This is a genomic window from Streptomyces sp. WMMC500, from assembly GCF_027497195.1.
Taxonomy (GTDB): Bacteria; Actinomycetota; Actinomycetes; order Streptomycetales; family Streptomycetaceae; genus Streptomyces.
Map to the genome: position 1 here is coordinate 8,166,770 of NZ_CP114905.1, position 17,543 is coordinate 8,184,312.

The 17,543-nt window shown below is 74.5% G+C and carries 18 protein-coding genes; 7 read left to right on the top strand and 11 right to left on the bottom strand.

The window, feature by feature from the left end:
• Nucleotides 1-141 precede the first annotated feature (141 nt).
• Nucleotides 142-1,191 carry a lactonase family protein gene (locus O7599_RS35170; protein WP_281619656.1) on the top strand — a complete coding sequence of 350 codons (1,050 nt, stop codon included), beginning with the start codon at nt 142-144 and terminating at the stop codon, nt 1,189-1,191.
• 156 nt (nt 1,192-1,347) lie between these two features.
• On the opposite strand, the gene O7599_RS35175 is transcribed toward O7599_RS35170, so the two are convergent.
• The 5 genes from O7599_RS35175 to O7599_RS35195 form a co-directional block, all read right to left on the bottom strand.
• Nucleotides 1,348-2,253 (bottom strand): hypothetical protein, encoded by a 906-nt coding sequence (locus O7599_RS35175; RefSeq protein ID WP_281619657.1) that lies wholly within the window; start codon nt 2,251-2,253, stop codon nt 1,348-1,350.
• A gap of 176 nt (nt 2,254-2,429) precedes the next feature.
• Nucleotides 2,430-3,419 (bottom strand): BadF/BadG/BcrA/BcrD ATPase family protein, encoded by a 990-nt coding sequence (locus tag O7599_RS35180; protein WP_281619658.1) that lies wholly within the window; start codon nt 3,417-3,419, stop codon nt 2,430-2,432.
• Between the two features lie 5 nt (nt 3,420-3,424).
• Complete coding sequence (locus O7599_RS35185) at nt 3,425-4,111, bottom strand: uracil-DNA glycosylase (RefSeq protein WP_281619659.1); 687 nt, start codon at nt 4,109-4,111, stop codon at nt 3,425-3,427.
• Between the two features lie 108 nt (nt 4,112-4,219).
• On the bottom strand, nt 4,220-5,302 hold the full coding sequence (locus tag O7599_RS35190) for an exo-alpha-sialidase (RefSeq protein WP_281619660.1): 1,083 nt from the start codon (nt 5,300-5,302) through the stop codon (nt 4,220-4,222).
• A gap of 93 nt (nt 5,303-5,395) precedes the next feature.
• Nucleotides 5,396-6,034 carry a DUF305 domain-containing protein gene (locus tag O7599_RS35195; RefSeq protein ID WP_281619661.1) on the bottom strand — a complete coding sequence of 213 codons (639 nt, stop codon included), beginning with the start codon at nt 6,032-6,034 and terminating at the stop codon, nt 5,396-5,398.
• A 244-nt stretch (nt 6,035-6,278) separates the two neighbouring features.
• On the opposite strand from O7599_RS35195, the gene O7599_RS35200 reads away from it, so the two are divergent.
• Nucleotides 6,279-7,688, top strand: a complete 1,410-nt coding sequence (locus tag O7599_RS35200; protein ID WP_281623644.1) for a hypothetical protein — start codon at nt 6,279-6,281, stop codon at nt 7,686-7,688.
• 63 nt (nt 7,689-7,751) lie between these two features.
• Here the strand turns inward: O7599_RS35200 and O7599_RS35205 are convergent, their stop codons facing one another.
• A complete protein-coding gene (locus O7599_RS35205; RefSeq protein WP_281619662.1) occupies nt 7,752-8,393 on the bottom strand; it encodes a TetR/AcrR family transcriptional regulator in 642 nt (213 codons plus the stop codon).
• 291 nt (nt 8,394-8,684) lie between these two features.
• Here O7599_RS35205 and O7599_RS35210 point away from each other — a divergent pair, with 291 nt between their 5' ends.
• Both O7599_RS35210 and O7599_RS35215 read left to right on the top strand, forming a co-directional pair.
• Nucleotides 8,685-9,173 (top strand): DUF402 domain-containing protein, encoded by a 489-nt coding sequence (locus O7599_RS35210; protein ID WP_281619663.1) that lies wholly within the window; start codon nt 8,685-8,687, stop codon nt 9,171-9,173.
• Nucleotide 9,174: 1 nt separating this feature from the next.
• A complete protein-coding gene (locus O7599_RS35215; RefSeq protein WP_281623645.1) occupies nt 9,175-9,948 on the top strand; it encodes a nucleotidyltransferase domain-containing protein in 774 nt (257 codons plus the stop codon).
• Nucleotides 9,949-10,022: 74 nt separating this feature from the next.
• On the opposite strand, the gene O7599_RS35220 is transcribed toward O7599_RS35215, so the two are convergent.
• The 5 genes from O7599_RS35220 to O7599_RS35240 all read right to left on the bottom strand — a co-directional run bounded on the left by O7599_RS35220 (nt 10,023) and on the right by O7599_RS35240 (nt 13,851).
• Nucleotides 10,023-10,721 carry an HAD family hydrolase gene (locus tag O7599_RS35220; protein WP_281619664.1) on the bottom strand — a complete coding sequence of 233 codons (699 nt, stop codon included), beginning with the start codon at nt 10,719-10,721 and terminating at the stop codon, nt 10,023-10,025.
• The gene (locus O7599_RS35225; protein WP_281619665.1) at nt 10,718-11,407 is read right to left on the bottom strand and encodes a phosphatase PAP2 family protein; all 690 of its coding nucleotides are present in this window, start codon (nt 11,405-11,407) and stop codon (nt 10,718-10,720) included. The genes O7599_RS35220 and O7599_RS35225 overlap by 4 nt, the downstream gene beginning before the upstream one ends.
• A 10-nt stretch (nt 11,408-11,417) precedes the next feature.
• Entirely contained in the window at nt 11,418-12,359 is a 942-nt protein-coding gene (locus tag O7599_RS35230) for a M56 family metallopeptidase (protein WP_281619666.1), read from the bottom strand.
• Between the two features lie 72 nt (nt 12,360-12,431).
• Nucleotides 12,432-13,001, bottom strand: a complete 570-nt coding sequence (locus O7599_RS35235; protein WP_281619667.1) for a DUF5134 domain-containing protein — start codon at nt 12,999-13,001, stop codon at nt 12,432-12,434.
• Nucleotides 13,002-13,167: 166 nt separating this feature from the next.
• The gene (locus O7599_RS35240) at nt 13,168-13,851 is read right to left on the bottom strand and encodes a glycerophosphodiester phosphodiesterase family protein (RefSeq protein ID WP_281619668.1); all 684 of its coding nucleotides are present in this window, start codon (nt 13,849-13,851) and stop codon (nt 13,168-13,170) included.
• A gap of 342 nt (nt 13,852-14,193) precedes the next feature.
• Between O7599_RS35240 and O7599_RS35245 the strand changes: the two genes are divergently transcribed.
• From O7599_RS35245 to O7599_RS35255, 3 genes are read left to right on the top strand one after another with little or no spacing between them, the layout of a single operon-like run.
• Nucleotides 14,194-15,603 carry a DUF6421 family protein gene (locus tag O7599_RS35245; protein WP_281619669.1) on the top strand — a complete coding sequence of 470 codons (1,410 nt, stop codon included), beginning with the start codon at nt 14,194-14,196 and terminating at the stop codon, nt 15,601-15,603.
• 41 nt (nt 15,604-15,644) lie between these two features.
• The gene (locus tag O7599_RS35250) at nt 15,645-16,427 is read left to right on the top strand and encodes an SDR family NAD(P)-dependent oxidoreductase (protein ID WP_281623646.1); all 783 of its coding nucleotides are present in this window, start codon (nt 15,645-15,647) and stop codon (nt 16,425-16,427) included.
• Nucleotides 16,424-17,539 carry a low specificity L-threonine aldolase gene (locus tag O7599_RS35255; protein ID WP_281619670.1) on the top strand — a complete coding sequence of 372 codons (1,116 nt, stop codon included), beginning with the start codon at nt 16,424-16,426 and terminating at the stop codon, nt 17,537-17,539. The genes O7599_RS35250 and O7599_RS35255 overlap by 4 nt, the downstream gene beginning before the upstream one ends.
• Nucleotides 17,540-17,543: the final 4 nt, after the last annotated feature.

The following is a 17,543-nucleotide window of genomic DNA, read 5'->3' on the forward strand; positions in this document are numbered from 1 at the left end:
ATACGGAAAACGGCCTTCCGCCGGCGGCGCGCGGGGCGGTTCCGGGCGGCGGTGGCGGCGTGCGGAGTTGGCCGGACGGGCGGGAGATCGTCGGGTAGGGTCGCCCGGACCGGCTCCGGACCTGCTGGAAGGGGAAGACGCATGGATGAATCGGTTCTGCGGGCTTGTGTCGGCTCGTTCTCCAGCGAAGGGGGCGCCGGGATCACCGTCGCCGACGTCGACCCCGCGACGGGCGCCCTCACCCCGCGGCACTCCACCGACGCCGTGCGCGACCCGTCGTTCCTCGCCGTCGCCGAGGGCGGCGGCATGCTGTACGCCGTGAGCCAGACCGAGGGCGGCACCGTCGCCGCGTTCCGGCTCGTCGACGACAAGCCGGAGCCCGCCGGCGACCCCGTGCCCGTCAGCGGCGACCACCCCACCCACCTCGCGCTCGCCGGCGGGCACGTCCTCACCGCCAACTACTCCTCCGGCAGCTTCAGCACCGTGCCCGTCACCCCCGACGGCACCCTCGCGGGACCCGCCGCCCTGCTGCAGCACGAGGGCGGCGGCCCGGTCCCCGAGCGCCAGGAGGGCCCGCACGCCCACCAGGTGGTCCCCGACCCGTCCGGCCGCTGGATCCTCGGCGTCGATCTCGGCACCGACTCCGTGCTCGTCTGCGCCCTCGACGCCGACCGCGGCGCCCTGCGGCTGAACCACGAGGTGCCGCTGCGCCCCGGTACCGGCCCGCGCCACCTGGCCTTCCACCCCGAAGGACACCGCGTCTACGTCGCCTGCGAGCTGGAGCCCGTCGTCACCGTCTGCTCCTGGGACGCCGCCACGGGCACCCTCGAACCGCTCGCCGAGGCCCCGATGCTGACGGACGAGACGGCCGGCTCCGACGAGACTCCGTACGCCTCCGGCATCGCCGTCTCCCCGGACGGCCGTTTCTGCTGGACCGCTGTGCGCGGCCCCGACGTCCTCGCCACCCTCGCGCTCGACGGGGACGGCGGCGTCCGCGCCCTCGTCTCGAACGTCCCCTGCGGCGGTACCTGGCCGCGGGACCTCGCGATCGACCCGGCGGGCCGGCACCTCTACGCGGCCAACGAGCACTCCGGGGACGTCACCTGGTTCGAGATCGACGCCGAGACCGGGAGCCCGCGCCGCACCGGCTCGGCCGCGATGCCGGCGGCGTCGTGCGTCGTGTTCACCTGAGCCCTCGCCCACCCGCCGGCCCGTACCCCGGGCCCCTGACGCGACGGAGCCGCCGGCCCCCGCCGGCGGCTCCCGGTGTCCTGCTCCCGCCCGATGTCCTGCTCCCGGTGTCCCGCACGGGGCCCGCGCGCCCCGCCTCCTGCGCCCGCCTCGGCGTCAGCGCATCGGCGACCCGGCGGGCTGCGGCGCGATGCCCAGCGTCGTCGTGTACTGCGTCAGCGCCAGTTGCCCCACCGACGGGTACGGCCCCAGCGGCTCCGCCGCCTCGCACGCCGCCTCCTGCGCCGCGGCGGCCAGGAGCTCCGCCGACAGCTCCGGGCCCAGCGCGAACGGCGCGAGCGCGAGCCGCGCGGAACCCGAACTCCGCAGCGACTCCGCGACCTCGGCCACCGCGCCCGCCCGGTCCAGCGGTGCCGCCATCACCGGCACCGCCAGCCGCGCCGAGAGCAGCATGCCCGTCACGCCCGCCGCCTGCACGGCCTCCTCGCCGCCGACCGCGCCGAGGATGATGCCGTCCGCCGCCGTCGCGACGGTGAACAGCCGCGCGCGGTCCGCGCGGGCCAGGCCCGCCTCGGAAAGCCGCACGTGCAGCGCCTCGGCGAGCAGCGGATGCGGCCCGAGGACGTCGGTGAGCTCGACCGCCGCCCCGCTCGTCGCGATCGCGTCGCGCAGCCGGTCCAGCACCACCGGGTCGGGGCCCGCGAGCAGCGGCACCACGACGGCCACCGGCACGTCCTCCGCCACCTCCAGCGTCCCCGCCTCGGCGAGCGCGGCGCGCTGCGCCGCGGCCTGCGCCAGCACCGCCGTCAGCGGCGGGAACTCCTCGTTCCCGCCCTCGACGTAGGCGACCCGGCCGTCGAGCCCCGGAAGGTCGGAGCGGGCGATGCTGAGGACCTCCTCCGCCATGCTGCGGATGGCCGCGGAAGGTGCCCCGGGCACGGCCAGAACCAGCGCCGGCGCGCCCTCGGGCGCGCTCGGCCGCTCCGGCTTGCGGTGCCGCCCCGGCTGACGGCGGGGCATACGTACGGGCAGACCGGCTGCGTGTCCATCGGCAGAGCTCATGGCGCCGCATGCTAACGCGTCACCGCCGTCCGCCACATGCCCGGGGTCGCCATTCGCCCGCGGGCGTGACCACGGGAGCACGGCGGCGGACAGGCGGTGACGGGTCTCGTACGGACCGTCCCCGCGCCGCTACCCGCGGTCGCCGCACCGGCCGCCCGCCGCACGGGAGAGACCGGCTACCAGACGTCGAGCATGCCCCGCTCCACGGGCAGCACCAGCTCCTCCGCCGCGAGCGCGGCGGCGATGCGCAGCGCCCCCGCGAGCGGCGTCGCCGTCGCGCTGGAGACCCGGGCCCGCGGCAGCCGTACCGCCAGCTCCGCGCGCAGCGGCGCGAGCAGGGGCTCCCCGATGCCGAAGAGCCCGCCCGTGAGCGCGACCGAACTGCCGGGGTCGGCGGGGCAGACCGCGACGGCCGCGGCGGCGATGTGCTCGCCCGCCTCCGTGAGGATCCCGGCCGCGACGGGGTCGTGCGGGGCGCAGCGGGCGACTTCCGGGGCGAACGACGCCAGCACCGCCGGGCGGTCGGTCCGCGGATACAGCAGGCCCGGCATCTGCGTGCCGGTGCCGAACACCGCCTCCATCCGGGCCAGCAGCGCCGCGGAGCCCCCGCGGCGGCCGTCGAACGCCCGCATCGCCGCCTCGAGACCGGCCCGCCCGATCCACGCGCCGCCCCCGCAGTCGCCCAGCAGGTGCCCCCAGCCGTCGGCGCGCCGCCACCCCGCCGCGTCGAGGCCGGTGCCGACCGCGATCATGCCGGTGCCGGCGGCGACGACGGCGCCGGGGTGCTGTCCGACGGCGCCCGCGTACGCGGTGACCCCGTCGGCGGCGAGCGCCAGGCGCCGTACGCCGAGCGCGTCCCGCAGGCCGCGGGGCAGCCGGGCGCGCAGATCGGCGCCGAGGGAGGCCATGCCGGCGGCGCCGACGCACACGGCGGTGAACGACCCCGCGCCGGCGGCGTCCAGGAGCCGGCGCGCGGCGGGCAGCACCTTGCCGAGGAGGTCGTCGGCGTCGATCCCGCCGTCCCCGGTGGCGACGGGCTCCGCGGTCTCCACGGCGTCGCTCTCCACCGGGTCGCCGCCGTCCGCGGGGACGGCCGCCGCGGCGATGCGCAGCCCCGAGCCGCCGGAGTCGACGCCGAGCACCCATCGGGCCGTGTCGGTGGTCATCGCGGCTATCCGTTCGTCGGCAGCGTCCAGTCCACCGGCTCCGCGCCCTGCTTCTGCAGCAGCTCGTTGGCCCGGCTGAAGGGGCGGGAGCCGAAGAAGCCGCGGTCGGCGGACATGGGGGAGGGGTGGGCGGACTCGATGGCGGGGTAGTCGCTGAGCATGGGGCGCAGGTTGCGCGCGTCCCGGCCCCACAGGATCGCCACCAGCGGCCGGCCGCGGGCGGCCAGCGCCCGGATCGCCTGCTCGGTGACCTGCTCCCAGCCCTTGCCGCGGTGCGCGGCGGGACGCCGGGGCGCGGTCGTGAGCGCCCTGTTGAGCAGCAGCACGCCCTGCGCGGTCCACGGAGTGAGGTCGCCGTTCGCGGGGCGGGGGTGGCCGAGGTCGTGGTGCAGCTCGCGGAAGATGTTCTCCAGGCTGCCGGGCAGCGGGCGCACGTCGGGGGCGACGGAGAAGCTGAGGCCCACGGCGTGCCCCGGGGTGGGGTACGGGTCCTGGCCGACGATGAGCACCCGTACGTCGTCGAACGGCTGCTGGAAGGCCCGTAGCACGTGGGGCCCGGCGGGCAGGTAGGTGCGCCCCGCCGCGATCTCCGCGCGCAGGAAGTCGCCCATGGCGGCGATCTGTTGGGCGACCGGCTCCAGGGCCTTGGCCCAGCCGGCTTCTACGGTGTCGGGGAGAGGACGTCCAGCCATGGCCGGTCACTCTACTGGCTCCGCGACCCCGCTCCCGCCACGCGCGGGGCGCTCACCGCCTCCCCCGGCGGCCTCCCTCGCGCTCCTTCACACCCCCGCACGCCCGCCTCACACCGCGGCCGCCCGGACGCACAGCACGTCCGGCAGGTGCGCGGCGAGCTGCTGCCAGCTCTCCCCCTCGTCGGCGCTGGCGAAGACCTCCCCGTTGCGGTTGCCGAAGTACACCCCCGCGGGGTCGGCGTCGTCGGTGCAGAGCGCGTCGCGCAGCACCGTGCCGTAGTGGTCCTCCTCCGGCAGCCCCGCCGACAGCGGCTCCCAGGTCGCCCCCGCGTCCGACGTGCGGTAGACCCGGCAGCGGTTCTCCGCGGGCACCCGGTCGGCATCGGCGGTGATGGGGAAGAGGTACGCGGTGTCGCCGCGCGAGGGGTGCGCGGCGACGGCGAAGCCGAAGTCCGAGGGCAGGCCGGCGCCGATGTCGGTCCAGGTGGCGCCGGCGTCGTCACTGCGGTAGACCCCCCAGTGGTTCTGCAGGTAGAGCCGGTCCGGGTCGACCGCGTCCCGGGCGACCTTGTGCACGCACTGGCCGAACTCCGGGTACTTCTCAGGCTGGAAGACCACCTGCACCCCGGAGTTCGACGGGGCCCAGCTCGCCCCGCCGTCCAGCGTGCGGTACACCCCGCCGGCGGAGACGGCGACCGTCACGGCCTCCGCGGCCCGCGGGTCGGTGACCACCGTGTGCACCGCGAGCCCGCCGCCGCCCGGCTCCCACTTCTCCCGCGTCGGGTGGTCCCACAGCGAGCGCACCAGCTCGAACGTCTCGCCGCCGTCCGCGGACCGGAACAGCCCGCCGGGCTCCGTGCCCGCGTACACCACGCCGGGCGCCTCGGCCCCCGCGGGCTGCAACTGCCAGACCCGCTCCAGCGAAGTGCCGGTGTCCTTCGGGTACTTCACCGGCTGCCGGCGGGGCTCCTCCCACGTGCCGCCGAGGTCGTCGGAGTGGAAGACCGACGGGCCCCAGTGCGCGCTGTCGCCGCCGGCGAGCACCCGGGGCACCGCCCCGCGGGTGTCGATGCCGACCGAATAGATCGCCTGGGCCCTGAAGTGCGGCCCGTCGAGCTCCCATGCACCGCCCCGGCGCCGTCCCAGGAACAGCCCCTTGCGCGTTCCGACCGCCATCACTACGTCCTGCATCCGGATCCACCTCCGTGGGACCTCGTCGTCCACGGGCCAGTCTGCACCCGGCCACTGACACCGCCCACGAGACGCGCGGAGCCCGGGCAGGACCTAGGCCAGCTTCTCCATCCGACCGATCTCGCTCACCTGCTGGGCGATCACCCCGGTCGCCAACTGCTCGACGTACTCGTTGTTGCCCTCGCCGAGCACCTCCTCGGCCATCGTCACCGCGCCCTCGTGGTGGGCGATCATCAGCTTGAGGAACAGCGCGTCGAACTCCTCGCCGCGCGCCGCCCGCAGCCGGTCGAGGTCCGCCTCGCTCGCCATCCCCGGCATCGACGCGTGGTCGTGCCCGTGGCCGTCGCCGTCCCCCGGGTTCTCCTCCACCCACGCCTCCATCACCGCGATCTCCGGCTGCTGCCCGGCCGCGATCCGCTCGCCGATCCTGCGCACGTCCTTGGCGTCGGCGTGCTTCTTCGCCAGGTCGGTCATCACGACCGCCTGCCCGTGGTGTTCGATCATGCCGCGCATGTACGTGACGTCCGCCGCGTTGGGGCGGTCCTCGCCGCGCGCCTCGTCGACCTCGTCCGCGGGGATCGTGGCGGCCTCCTCGCCCGGCTTCCCGGGCGCGATGACGGATGCCCCGCCGTCGCCCCCGGCGTCGTCGGAGGAGTCGCCTCCGGTGCAGCCGGCGAGCAGCAGCGCTGCGGTGAGCGGGACGAGGGAGGCGAGTGCCCGGCGGTGCCGCAAAGTGACCTCCGTACAGGTGGTTCGGGCGTGGTGCCAGGTACGTCCTAGCACGGGCGTGCGCTGTCAGGACCAAAACTTTGCATTACGGCTGTGTTTCCATCTGTTGTTCTGTACATGCTTGGCGGGATACTGCCTTGATTTCAACTGCCAAGGCGCCACCACAGGAGGGAATCACGTGACGTCGTTGCACAGATCGCGCACGCGGCGCAGAGGTCTTGCCGCGGCCGCAGCCCTGATCGGGCTCGTGGGCTCGCTGCTGACCGCAGGTTCTGCGACGGCCATCCCGGGCCCGGGTGACGAGCCGCTCGCCCCCAAGAAGCTGAGCAGTAGCGAACGGTCGCAGGCACAGGCCGCCATCGAGCGCGGTGACGTGCCGGGCGTGGACGAGATCGACAAGTCCGACAACATCGACCACGTCGCCCACGTGGACAAGCGCGCCCTGCAGGGCACCAACTCCGACATCGCCTTCCAGGGCCGCTACGCCTTCGCGGGCAACTACGACGGCTTCGTCATCTACGACATCTCCAAGCCCAAGAGCCCGAAGATCGTCAGTGAGGTGCTCTGCCCCGGCTCGCAGAACGACGTGTCGGTCTCCGGCGACCTGCTGTTCCTGTCCACGGACTCCTCGCGCAGCGACGAGTCCTGCAACAGCACCACGCAGCCCGCCACGGAGAAGGACTCCTGGGAGGGCATGAAGGTCTTCGACATCAGCGACAAGCGCAACCCCGAGTACGTCGCCGCCGTCGAGACCGCCTGCGGCTCGCACACCCACACGCTGCTGCCCGAGCGCAGGAACATCTACATCTACGTCTCCTCGTACTCGCCCAGCGACACCTTCCCCGACTGCCAGCCGCCGCACGACGGCGTCTCGATCGTCAAGGTGCCGCGGTACGCGCCGGAGCGCTCGGAGGTCATCGACTTCCCGGTGCTCTTCCCCGACGGCGGCAACCCGGGGAGCACGGGAAAGTCGGCCACGACCGGCTGCCACGACATCACCGCCTACCCGAAGCTCGACCTCGCGGCCGGGGCCTGCATGGGCGACGGCATCCTGCTCGACATCTCCGACCCGGAGGAGCCGGAAGTCATCGACCAGGTGCGCGACTCCGAGAACTTCGCCTTCTGGCACTCGGCGACGTTCAGCCAGGACGGCAGGAAGGTCGTCTTCACCGACGAGCTGGGCGGCGGTGGCGCGCCCACCTGCAACGAGGAGATCGGCCCGAAGCAGGGCGCCAACGGGATCTACGACCTGAAGCGCCGCGGCCACGACTCCGAGCTGGTCTTCCGCAGCTACTACAAGATCCCGCGGCACCAGGCGGACACCGAGAACTGCGTCGCGCACAACGGCTCGCTGGTCCCCGTGGCCGGCGGGCGCGACATCATGGTGCAGGCCTGGTACCAGGGCGGCGTCTCGGTCTGGGAGTTCACCGACTCCCGCCGGCCGAAGGAGATCGGCTACTTCGAGCGCGGCCCGCTGTCCGACACGGACCTCGTCGGCGGCGGCTCCTGGTCCGCGTACTACTACAACGGCTACGTCTACTCCAACGACATGGCCAAGGGCCTGGACGTCCTCAGGATCGACGACCGGCGCACCGACAGCGCGCGCTGGGTGTGGCTGCACGAGCTGAACACGCAGACGCAGCCCGACTACCGCTGATCGGCGCGCCCCGCTGATCCGCACCGCTCCGCCCCGCGCACCGGCGGTGGTCGCGTCCCGCGGCTACCGCCGGTGCGTGGCCTGCACCGGCGTCCCGTCGGAGGGCAGCACGCCCTCCGGCGGCTCGCCGAGGTGCCAGTCCAGCCCGTAGCGCCGGAACAGCTCGCCGCGCAGCCGGTCGAGCGGCATCGGCACCCCCGGCAGCAGCAGCGCGAAGACCGCGCCCATGAGCTGCGCGCGCAGCATCGGGTACTCGGTGTCCGGGTCGGGCGAGCCCCAGCTCGCGACCGTCTCGCGCAGCAGGAACGCGAGCCGCTGCTGCTCCGCGCACTGGATGAACCCGTCCGCCTGCAGAATGCCGGCCATGTGGTGCCGCATGAGCACGGGGTGGTCCTGCGAGAGGCCGAGGACCGCGTCGATGGCGCGGGCCATCCGCTCCTGGCCGTCCTCCGTGCGCGACGGGCGCTCCAGCGCCTCCGCGAGCGTAAGATGCATCAACCTGTGCACGGCGGACTGCACCAACTGGCGTTTGCCGGGGAAGTAGTACGACACGAGACCGCGCGCCGACCCCGCGCGTTCCGCGATGTCTCCCAAGGTCGTGCCCTCGAAGCCCCGTTCGTCGACCAGCTCCACCGTGGCCTGCAGCAGACGCTCCCGGGAACGCCGTCGGAGTTCTTCATTGACTGCGGGCCTGCGGGGGGACATCCTGTAACTCCTGCCTTCACTGGCTGAGAGCCAGTATACTCAGTGAGGCTTCCGGCACCGACGTGAGCATGTCCGGTGCCGGGCGGAGCGGTGGGCTCGGGCGATGCGGGGGATCGCCTGAGCCCACCCTGCCCGTGGCAGAGAATTTTTCTTCCTGCCGGGAACCCGGAGCCCACGTCGGCCGTTTGACGGTGTGAGGCCCCGCGCTCCCCCGTCGCGGGGCCTCACCAATTGCCCCGCGGGCGGCTCGCCCCGGCGGAGTGCCCGGGGGACGCGCACGGGAGGAAGGGCATGCTGACACCGGGCCGCGAGGTCGAGGTCACGCTGGTCAAGCAGCTCCGGCCGGGTCTGAGTTACCCGGCCGTCGTCGTCCGCGACGACGGCAACCACGCTGTCGTACGGGCCCCCTGGGCCGGCTCGAAGGAGCGCGACGCCGGGTACGTGCGCTTCGAGCGGGGCGACGTGTGGACCGAGCACTTCTGGCGCGACCGCTGGTACTCGGTCAAGGAGATCCACGCCGCCGACGGCCGCCTCAAGGGCTGGTACTGCGACGTGGCCCGGCCCGCCCGCGTCGACGAGGACCGGGTCACCGTGCACGACCTGGAGCTCGACCTCTGGCTCTCCGGCGACCGGCAGACCCTCCTCCGGCTCGACGAGGACGAGTTCGTCGCCAGCGGCCTGCCCGAGCGGGACCCCGGGACCGCCGCCCGCGCCCGCGCCGCGCTCGACGAGCTGGAGGACCTGGCCCGTGCCGGTCTCGACGAGCTGCTGGCCGCCTGACGTGGCCGTGCACGACGCGGCCCGCCCGCTCCTCGACCGCTTCCTCGCCGCCCTGCGCACCGCCGTGCCGCTGGAGGCCCTGTGGGCCCACGGCTCGCTCGCCCTCGGCGACTACCGGCCGTACCGCAGCGACCTCGACCTCATCGCCGTCGTCCGCGAGGACGCCGGCGCCGACCCGGCCGCCCGCGAGCGGCTGAAGGCGCTGCACCGCAGGCTCCACCGCGAGGTGCCGCTCGCCGCCAAGCTGCACTGCTCGTACGTCGCCGTGGACCGCCTCGCCGGCGCCGGCCTCGACCACCTCACCTGGGCCCACGCCGAGCTCTTCAGCCGCCCGGTCACCCCCGTCACCCGCCGCGAGCTGCACACCGGCGCGCTCGTGCTGCACGGCCCCGGGCCCGAGGGGCTGCTCCCGGCGCCGCCGGACGCGGAGTTGCGGGCGTTCATCCGCAAGGACCTCGCGGAGTACTGGCTGCCGACGACGGCAAAGAAGCGGCTGTGGCTGCGCGACGTGTGGGTCGACCTCGGCCCGGTCACCGTCGCCCGCGCCGGCGTCACCCTGCGCGAGGGCCGGCTGATCACCAAGGGCGAGGCCCTCGACGTCCTCGCCGCGACCGGCGCCCCCGCGCGTCTGGTCGCCGACATCCGCGACCGCCGCTACGCCGAGCACCCGGCCCGCACCGCGCCGCTCTGGCGCCTGCGCCGCGCCACGCTGGCCCGGGAGTACGTCCGCTCGCGCATCCCGGTCACCCTCGCGGAGCCCGACGCCACCGCTTGACGGGGAGCGTGCGCAGTTGTGCGTGCGCGGTCCCGCGCGCTTCCCCACACCCGGACCCGGCCGGACGCCCCGCCTCAGCCGACGAGCCCCAGCACCGGCCGCAAGCCGTCCGGGCGTTCGCCGGCGGGCAGGTGGTCCACCGGGAAGTAGCCGCAGCCCAGGGCCGCGGCGCCGCCGTCGGCGCGGCGGTCGTCGCCGACCATCAGCACGTCCTGCGGCGCCTGCCCCAGCGCCTCGCACGCGGCCCGGAACAGCCGCGGGTCCGGCTTCTGCACCCCGTGCTCGCAGGACAGCGTGTACGCGTCCACGTATGCGTCGAGGCCGTGCGCGCGGAACACCGGCCGCAGGTCCCAGCCGATGTTGCTCACCACCCCCACCCGCACGTCGCGCTCCCGCAGCCCGCGCAGCACGGCCGCCGCGTCGGGGTACGGCTCCCACGCCGCCGGCGCCATGTGCCGCTCGTACAGCGCGTCGTACACCGCGTCCGGCCACGGCAGCGGAACCAGCCGGGCCAGGGCCGTGTACGCGGCCCGGTGCCGTTCCGCGCCGCGGTCCCGGGTCCGCCACATCTCGTCCAGCCACTCCGGTACGCGCTCGGGGAACGCGCCGCCCGGCAGTGCGCCGGCGCGCTCCAGCGCGGCGGCGTAGCGCGTGCACGCGGCGTCGTCGGCGGCCACGCCCGCGGCGCCGAGCGCGGCGCGCAGCCAGCGCTCCGCGGGCTCGATGCGGAACAGCGTCCCGGAGAAGTCGAAGAGCACGGCCTTGGGACTCATCCGCGGACCTCCACCCGATCCTCGCGCGCGGCCGGTGCCCTCGCGCCGTACGCCACCGCCGTGATCGCCGCGACCGCGGCGCCCATCAGGGTCCCGCCCACCACGTCGCTCAGCCAGTGCACCCCGAGCCACACCCGGGTGAAGCACACGCCCGCCACCGACACGGCCGCCGCCGTCCACGCGGCGTACCTGAGGCCCGGCGGCACGCCGTCCGCGCGGCCCAGCACCCACAGCAGCAGCCCGCAGACCAGCGCGACGGTCATGGCGTGCCCGGAGGGGAACGCGGCGTGCGAGGCGGAGTCGACCGGGTCGCTCCACTTCGGCCGGTCGCGGCCGACCGCCGCCTTCATGCCGTACTGCAGCACCCAGCCCACCGCGACCGCGCCGGCCAGCCACAGCGGCAGCCGCCGCGCGCCGCGCCACAGCAGCCAGAGGATCACGGCCAGGATCAGCAGGCGCATCGTCGCGGGGTCCCAGACCCAGTCGGTCAGCACCCGGTTCGCCCTCGTCCAGCCGGGTTCCGACACGGCGGCCGAGTGCAGTCGCCGCGCGACGCTCCGGTCGGTGTCCGTCAACGGCTGCCAGGTGGCGGCCACCAGAGCCGTGAGCAGGGCGCTCAGCAGCGTGAGGACGGCGGCGGTGGTGCGCAGGGCGGGGGAGGGGTGGCGCGGCGCGGCGGCTGTCACGCCGCCGACCCTACGTGAGCGCGCTGAGCCCCGGGCCGAATGCGACGAGCAGGGGTACGGCGGGCGCCGCCAGCGCGGCGACGGTCAGCCGCAGCCGGCGGGCCGGGGTGAAGCGCGGCGCCGCCGCCAGCAGCCGGTCGACGCGCTGCGGGAGGTGGGCGTGGTGACCGTGGCCGGGGCCGGGGCCGAACACGCCGCGCTCCTCGTTGAGTTCGACCAGCGCGGTGGCGAACGTCATCCGGCCGAAGCGGCGCGAGGCGACGTCGTCGGCGGCCAGTTCGCACAGCCGGTGCACCTCGTCGCGGAACGCCCGGAAGACGGGCATGCGCGGCACGCCGGCGAGCGCGCCCGCGCAGTGCTGCAGCCAGTGGTGGCGCGCCCGGCTGTGCCCCTGCTCGTGCGCGAGCACCGCGTCGAGCTGGCGCTTCTTCAGCCGGCGCAGCGCGGCCGTGGTGATGATGAGCTGGGCGGCCTGCCGGCCGGGCAGCCACCAGGCGTCGGGCCGCTCGCCCTCCAGCACCACCAGCGGCTCGGCGCCGGTGTCCTCGCCGGGCAGCAGCGGCGCCCGGCGGCGCAGTTCCTCGCGGCGCCGGCGGTGCTGCGCGCGGGAGGTACGGACCTCGCGGACGAACATCACGGCCGTCCACAGCCCGCCCGCCGCCAGCGCCACGGCGAGCGCCGCGGCCCACGGGGCGCCGGTCGCGTCGCCGTACGCGTCCCGCACCGCGGCCGGCGCCGGGGCGAAGACCCCGCTGTGCACCTGCGCCCAGGCCACGGCGGCGCTCAGGGACATGGCGAGCCCGCAGCACAGCAGCACTGCGGCGACGACGCACTGCCACACCCACAGCGCCAGCACCGGCTCGCGCTCCGCCCACGCGGCGCGGGTCAGCAGCCGGGGCGCGACCGCGGCGACGAGGGCGGCGATGGCCAGCAGCGTGAGCGGGATCACCATGTGATCAGCGTACGGAGCGGGGGCGCCGGCCGGTACGTGTGTGCCCGTGAAGTGACGGACGACACCGGGGAGTCAGAGGGCGAGGAGCATCGCGACCATGCCCGCCGCCATGCAGACCCGGCACGCGCCCGCCAGCTCCGGCCGCACCGCCCAGCCGCCACCGCCATCGGCGCCGGGACCGGCCCCGCCCGTCCGCGGCGGACCCGCCGCCCCCGCGGCGACCGGCCGCAGGCCCCCGTGCAGCACATAGAGCACGAAGTACGCCAGCAGCCCCGCGGTGACGGCCGGCAACCCGGCGGCGGCGTGCCCGCCGTGGTCCGCCGCGGCCATCGCCACCGCCATGTACACCATCGCCAGCGCGCCGATCGCGTGGTGCAGATGGTGCCCCGCCGCGCGCAGCGGCAGCAGGGCCCGTAGGAACGCGGCCCCGAACACCGCCGCGAACGCGCCCGCCGTCCACGCCGCCGGCCCCGGCAGCCCCGCGGGCAGCGCCATCGCCGCCATCCCCAGCCCCATGAGCGCGTCCCCGGCGGCGCCGCGCCGCTCCTCGGCGGCGACGGCCCGCATCCGCAGCAGACAGAGCCCGCCGACGGCCGCGCACAGCGCGGTCAGCAGCAGGCCGACGAGCGGCGGTCCGTGCATCCGCGGGCCCCCTCGGACGACGACGGCGGCGGCCCCGCGGCACGGCTGCGGGGGACCGGCCGGCGCCGGCCCGGGGCGCTTTCCGGCGGAAGGCTGCCCACGCCCGTACACCGCATGCCGGCGCACGGGCGCAGGGAGCGGGCGCAGTGGAGCGCGCGACGGCGGCTCAGGCGGTGAAGCGCACCGAGTGCTTCATCCCGGGGAAGTCCGTGACGACGCCCTGCAGCCCCAGGCCGCGGGCGAGCTTCAGCTCCTCGGGGGTGTTGACGGTCCAGGCGATGACGTTCAGCCCCGCCTCGTGTGCGCGGTCCGCCAGCTCCAGCGTCAGCCGGCGGATGTTCAGCGACAGCATTCCCGCACCGACCTCGCGGGCGCGCTCGACCACCCCGAGCCCGTAGTGGCTGGCGACCAGCACCCGCGGCACCTCGGGCAGCAGTTGCCGCATCTCCGCCAGCGCCTCGTCGTGGAACGACAGCACCTCGACCCGGCCGACGAGGTCGTGTGCGGTCATGGCCTCGGCGAGGGCCTTCGCCGCGGCGACGTCCTTGATCTCGACCTGCAGCCGGCCCTTCACCGCCTCGACGACCTCGTCGAAGGTCGGGATGCGCTCGCCCTGGCCGGCGTCCAGCTCGCGCAGCTCGGCGAGGGTGAAGTCGGCGACGGGGCCCTGGCCGTCCGTCGTGCGGTCCACGTCGGGGTCGTGCATGACGACCAGGTGGCCGTCCTTGCTCAGATGCAGGTCGAGTTCGATGGCGTCCATGCCCTCGCGATCCGCGCGAACGAAGGAGCGGAGCGTGTTCTCCGGCTCGACGCCCATCAACCCGCGGTGACCGATGGTCAGAAATGACACTGCGCTCTCGCCCTCCGTCGGCGGTCCGTCACAGACTGGCGCAAAGCCTAGGCCAATTCGGGGAGATCGACACCGGTCGTGCGGGGCCGCGCGGCGGGGTCGCGGCGGAGCCCCGCGCCGGGTCACCCGGACGCGGGAGTGCCCGCCCGCGCGGCTGCCCTGAGCCTCGTCAGCCCCGCCCGGCGCGCGTGCCGGGAAGGACCTGGGGCTAAACCGCGATGCACCGGAAGATTTACGTTTCGTGCGGCCCAGGAGCGCAAGGTTTCCCGGGGCCCGCTTGAGGGAGGTGTGCCGCCGGGGATACGGTGGGGTGACAGGAAGTTCTTAACGTAGGAGTGGTCCATGACGGAAATTCTTGCTTCCGCAACCGCGGAAGGTGACGTTCTGTCCGCCGCGGACGCCCCGCGCGTAGTCGAGCACCCCGCCTGGGCACGGCTGAAGGCCGCTGTCGAGGAGATCCGCCCCTGGCAGTCCAAGGACGGCTCGATCGACTTCGAGGCCGAGGGCGCCCCGGCGCGCCCCGCCGCCGAGGACGCCGTCGAGCGGGTCGCCGCCGCGGTACGGGAGCTGTCCCCTCTGGTGCCGCACGACTCCGCCTACCACGACGCCGTCATCGCCGACCTGCGCCACTGGGCCGCCGACGGCTTCGGCGTGCCCGACTTCCTGGACTCGGTGCTCGCCTTCCACCCCGCGGACCACCGCGCCGACGGACTGCAGCACCTCGTCGTCTTCCCCATGTACACCCAGAACGGCAACCCGGACCGCAACGTCGAGGCCGTCGTCATCCGCGTCGTCTGGCCCGGCTGGCTCGCCGAGCTGGAGCGCACCCGCTACGACAACCCCATGTTCCTCGGCATCACCTTCGAGGACTTCACCTCCGGGTACGACACGAACTCCGCCGTGCTCTTCCCCGAGACCATCGCCATGCGCGAGGTCCCCGCGCGCTTCACCTGGGGCGCCATCTTCTGCGACCGCGAGGCCGCCCGCTTCCGCCGGGTCAGCACCGCCGCCGTCGGGGCCACCGGTCTGGAACTGCCCGAGGAGGCCCGCGGCCTGCTCACCGACCAGGAGCGCGCCCAGCAGACGTTCGTGCTGTGGGACATGGTCCACGACCGCACGCACAGCCACGGCGACCTGCCGTTCGACCCCTTCATGATCAAGCAGCGGCAGCCGTTCTGGATGTACGGCATCGAGGAGCTGCGCTGCGATCTCACGGCCTTCCACGAGGCCGGCAAGCTCGCCGCCGACGGCTTCCCGCAGGGCCGCGACGTGCAGTACGCGGTGCTGATGGACCGGCTCTTCCGCTTCCCGGTCACCGGCGAGCGCAACCGCAACTACGACGGCCTCGGCGGCCAGCTCCTCTTCGCGTACCTGCACAAGCACGACGCGCTGCGCTGGACCGACAACCGGCTGTCCGTCGACTGGGACCGGGCCCGCGAGGTCACCGGCCGGCTGCGCAACGAGATCGAGACCCTGTACCGCGAGGGCATCGACCGCCCGAAGCTGGTCCACTGGTTCAAGGCGTACGACCTGGTGTCCACCTACCTCGCCCCGCACCCCGGGTCCACCTGGGCCAAGGGTCCGGACGCGCTCGACCTGGGCAAGCCGCCGCGGAAACTCGTGGACGACGTGCTGCCCGACGAGTTTCCCCTCAGCATGTTCTATGAGGCCCTTGCCAAGAAGCTGCGCAAGGTGATCGAGTCGACGCGGGGCATCACGGCCGAGAGCGCCGAACTGGCGGACGCCGCGTGACGGACCCCGCGGTCGGCAGGGCAGCCGAGGAGGAGATCGTCATGAGCCCCGGGGCGAACGGCAGGAACGGAGGCGGCGGCCCGCTGGCCGGAGCGGTCGTGGCCGTGGCGGGAGCGGGCGGGCCCGCGGGCCGGGCGACGCTGTGCCGGCTCGCCCGGGCCGGCGCCTCCGTCGTCGGCTGCGACGCGGACGCCGAGCGCCTGGCCGAGGCCGTCGCCGCGGCGCGGGCCGAGGGCGGGGAGGTGCCCGTCACCGGTGACACCGTCGACCTGCTCGACCCGGCCGCGGCCCGGGCCTGGGCGGAGCGCATCGAGAAGGACTACGGCCGCGTCGACGGCCTGGTCCACCTCGTCGGCGGCTGGCGGGGGTCGCGGTCCTTCGCCACCACCGACCTGGCCGACTGGACCGTGCTGCACGACCTGCTCCTGCGTACGGTCCAGCACACCTCCCTCGCCTTCGACGAGCCGCTGCGGCGCAGCGACCGCGGCCGGTACGTGCTCGTCAGCGCCGCCGGCGCGAGTCAGCCCACCGCGGGCAACGCCGCCTACGCCGCCGCCAAGGCCGGCGCCGAGGCGTGGACGCTGGCCATGGCCGACGGCTTCCGCAAGGCGGGAGAGGCCGAAGGGCTGGACCGGCCCGCCGCGGCGGCCGTCATCCTGGTCGTCAAGGCGCTGGTGAACGACGCGATGCGCGAGGCCAAGCCGAACGCGAAGTTCGCGGGCTTCACCGACGTCGACGACCTCGCCGACGACATCGCGGAGGTCTGGGACAGGCCCGCGCAGGAACTGAACGGGACCCGCCTGTGGCTCACCGCCCCGTCATGACCGCGACGACCACCCCCGCCGGGGGAGACACCGCAGGCGGGCATCCGCCGCGCACCGACGCCAAGCGCCGTCACGACCCGGCGGCGCGCGGCTTCGCCAGCGACAACTACGCCGGCGCGCACCCCGAGATCCTCGCCGCGCTCGCCCTCGCCAACGGCGGCCACCAGGTCAGCTACGGCGAGGACGACTACACCGACCACCTGCAGCACGTCTTCCGCGGCCACTTCGGCATGGACGCCGAGGTCTACCCGGTCTTCAACGGCACCGGCGCCAACGTCGTCGCGCTGCAGGCCGTCACCGACCGCTGGGGCGCGGTGATCTGCGCGGACACCGCGCACATCCACGTCGACGAGTGCGGAGCCCCCGAGCGCGTCGGCGGGCTGAAGCTGCTGACCGTACCGACGCCGGACGGCAAGCTCACCCCCGAGCTGATCGACCGCGAGGCGCGCGGCTGGGACGACGAGCACCGCGCCATGCCGCAGGTCGTCTCGATCACCCAGGCCACCGAGTACGGCACGGTCTACACCCCGGACGAGATCCGCGCCGTCTGCGACCACGCACACCGCCGCGGCATGCGCGTCCACCTGGACGGCGCCCGGATAGCCAACGCGGCGGCCGCCCTCGACGTGCCGATGCGCGCGTTCACCAACGTGGTCGGCGTCGACATCCTCTCCTTCGGCGGCACGAAGAACGGCATGCTCCTCGGCGAGGCGGTCGTCGTGCTCGACCCCGGCGCCGTCCGCGCGATGAAGCACCTGCGCAAGCTGTCGATGCAGCTCGCCTCCAAGATGCGCTTCGTCTCCGCCCAGTTCGAGGCGCTGCTCGCCAAGGACCTGTGGCTGCGCAACGCCCGCCACGCCAACGCGATGGCCCGCCGCCTCGCCGACGGCGTACGCGACATCGACGGCGTCGACGTACTGCACCCCGTGCAGGCCAACGGCGTCTTCGCCCGGCTGCCGCACCACGTGTCCCTGGCACTGCAGAAGGACTTCCGCTTCTACTTCTGGGACGAGGCGGACGGCGTCGTGCGCTGGATGTGCTCCTTCGACACCACCGAGGAGGACGTCGACACCTTCGCCGCGGCGATCGCGGAGGAAATGCGGAAGACGTAGCCGC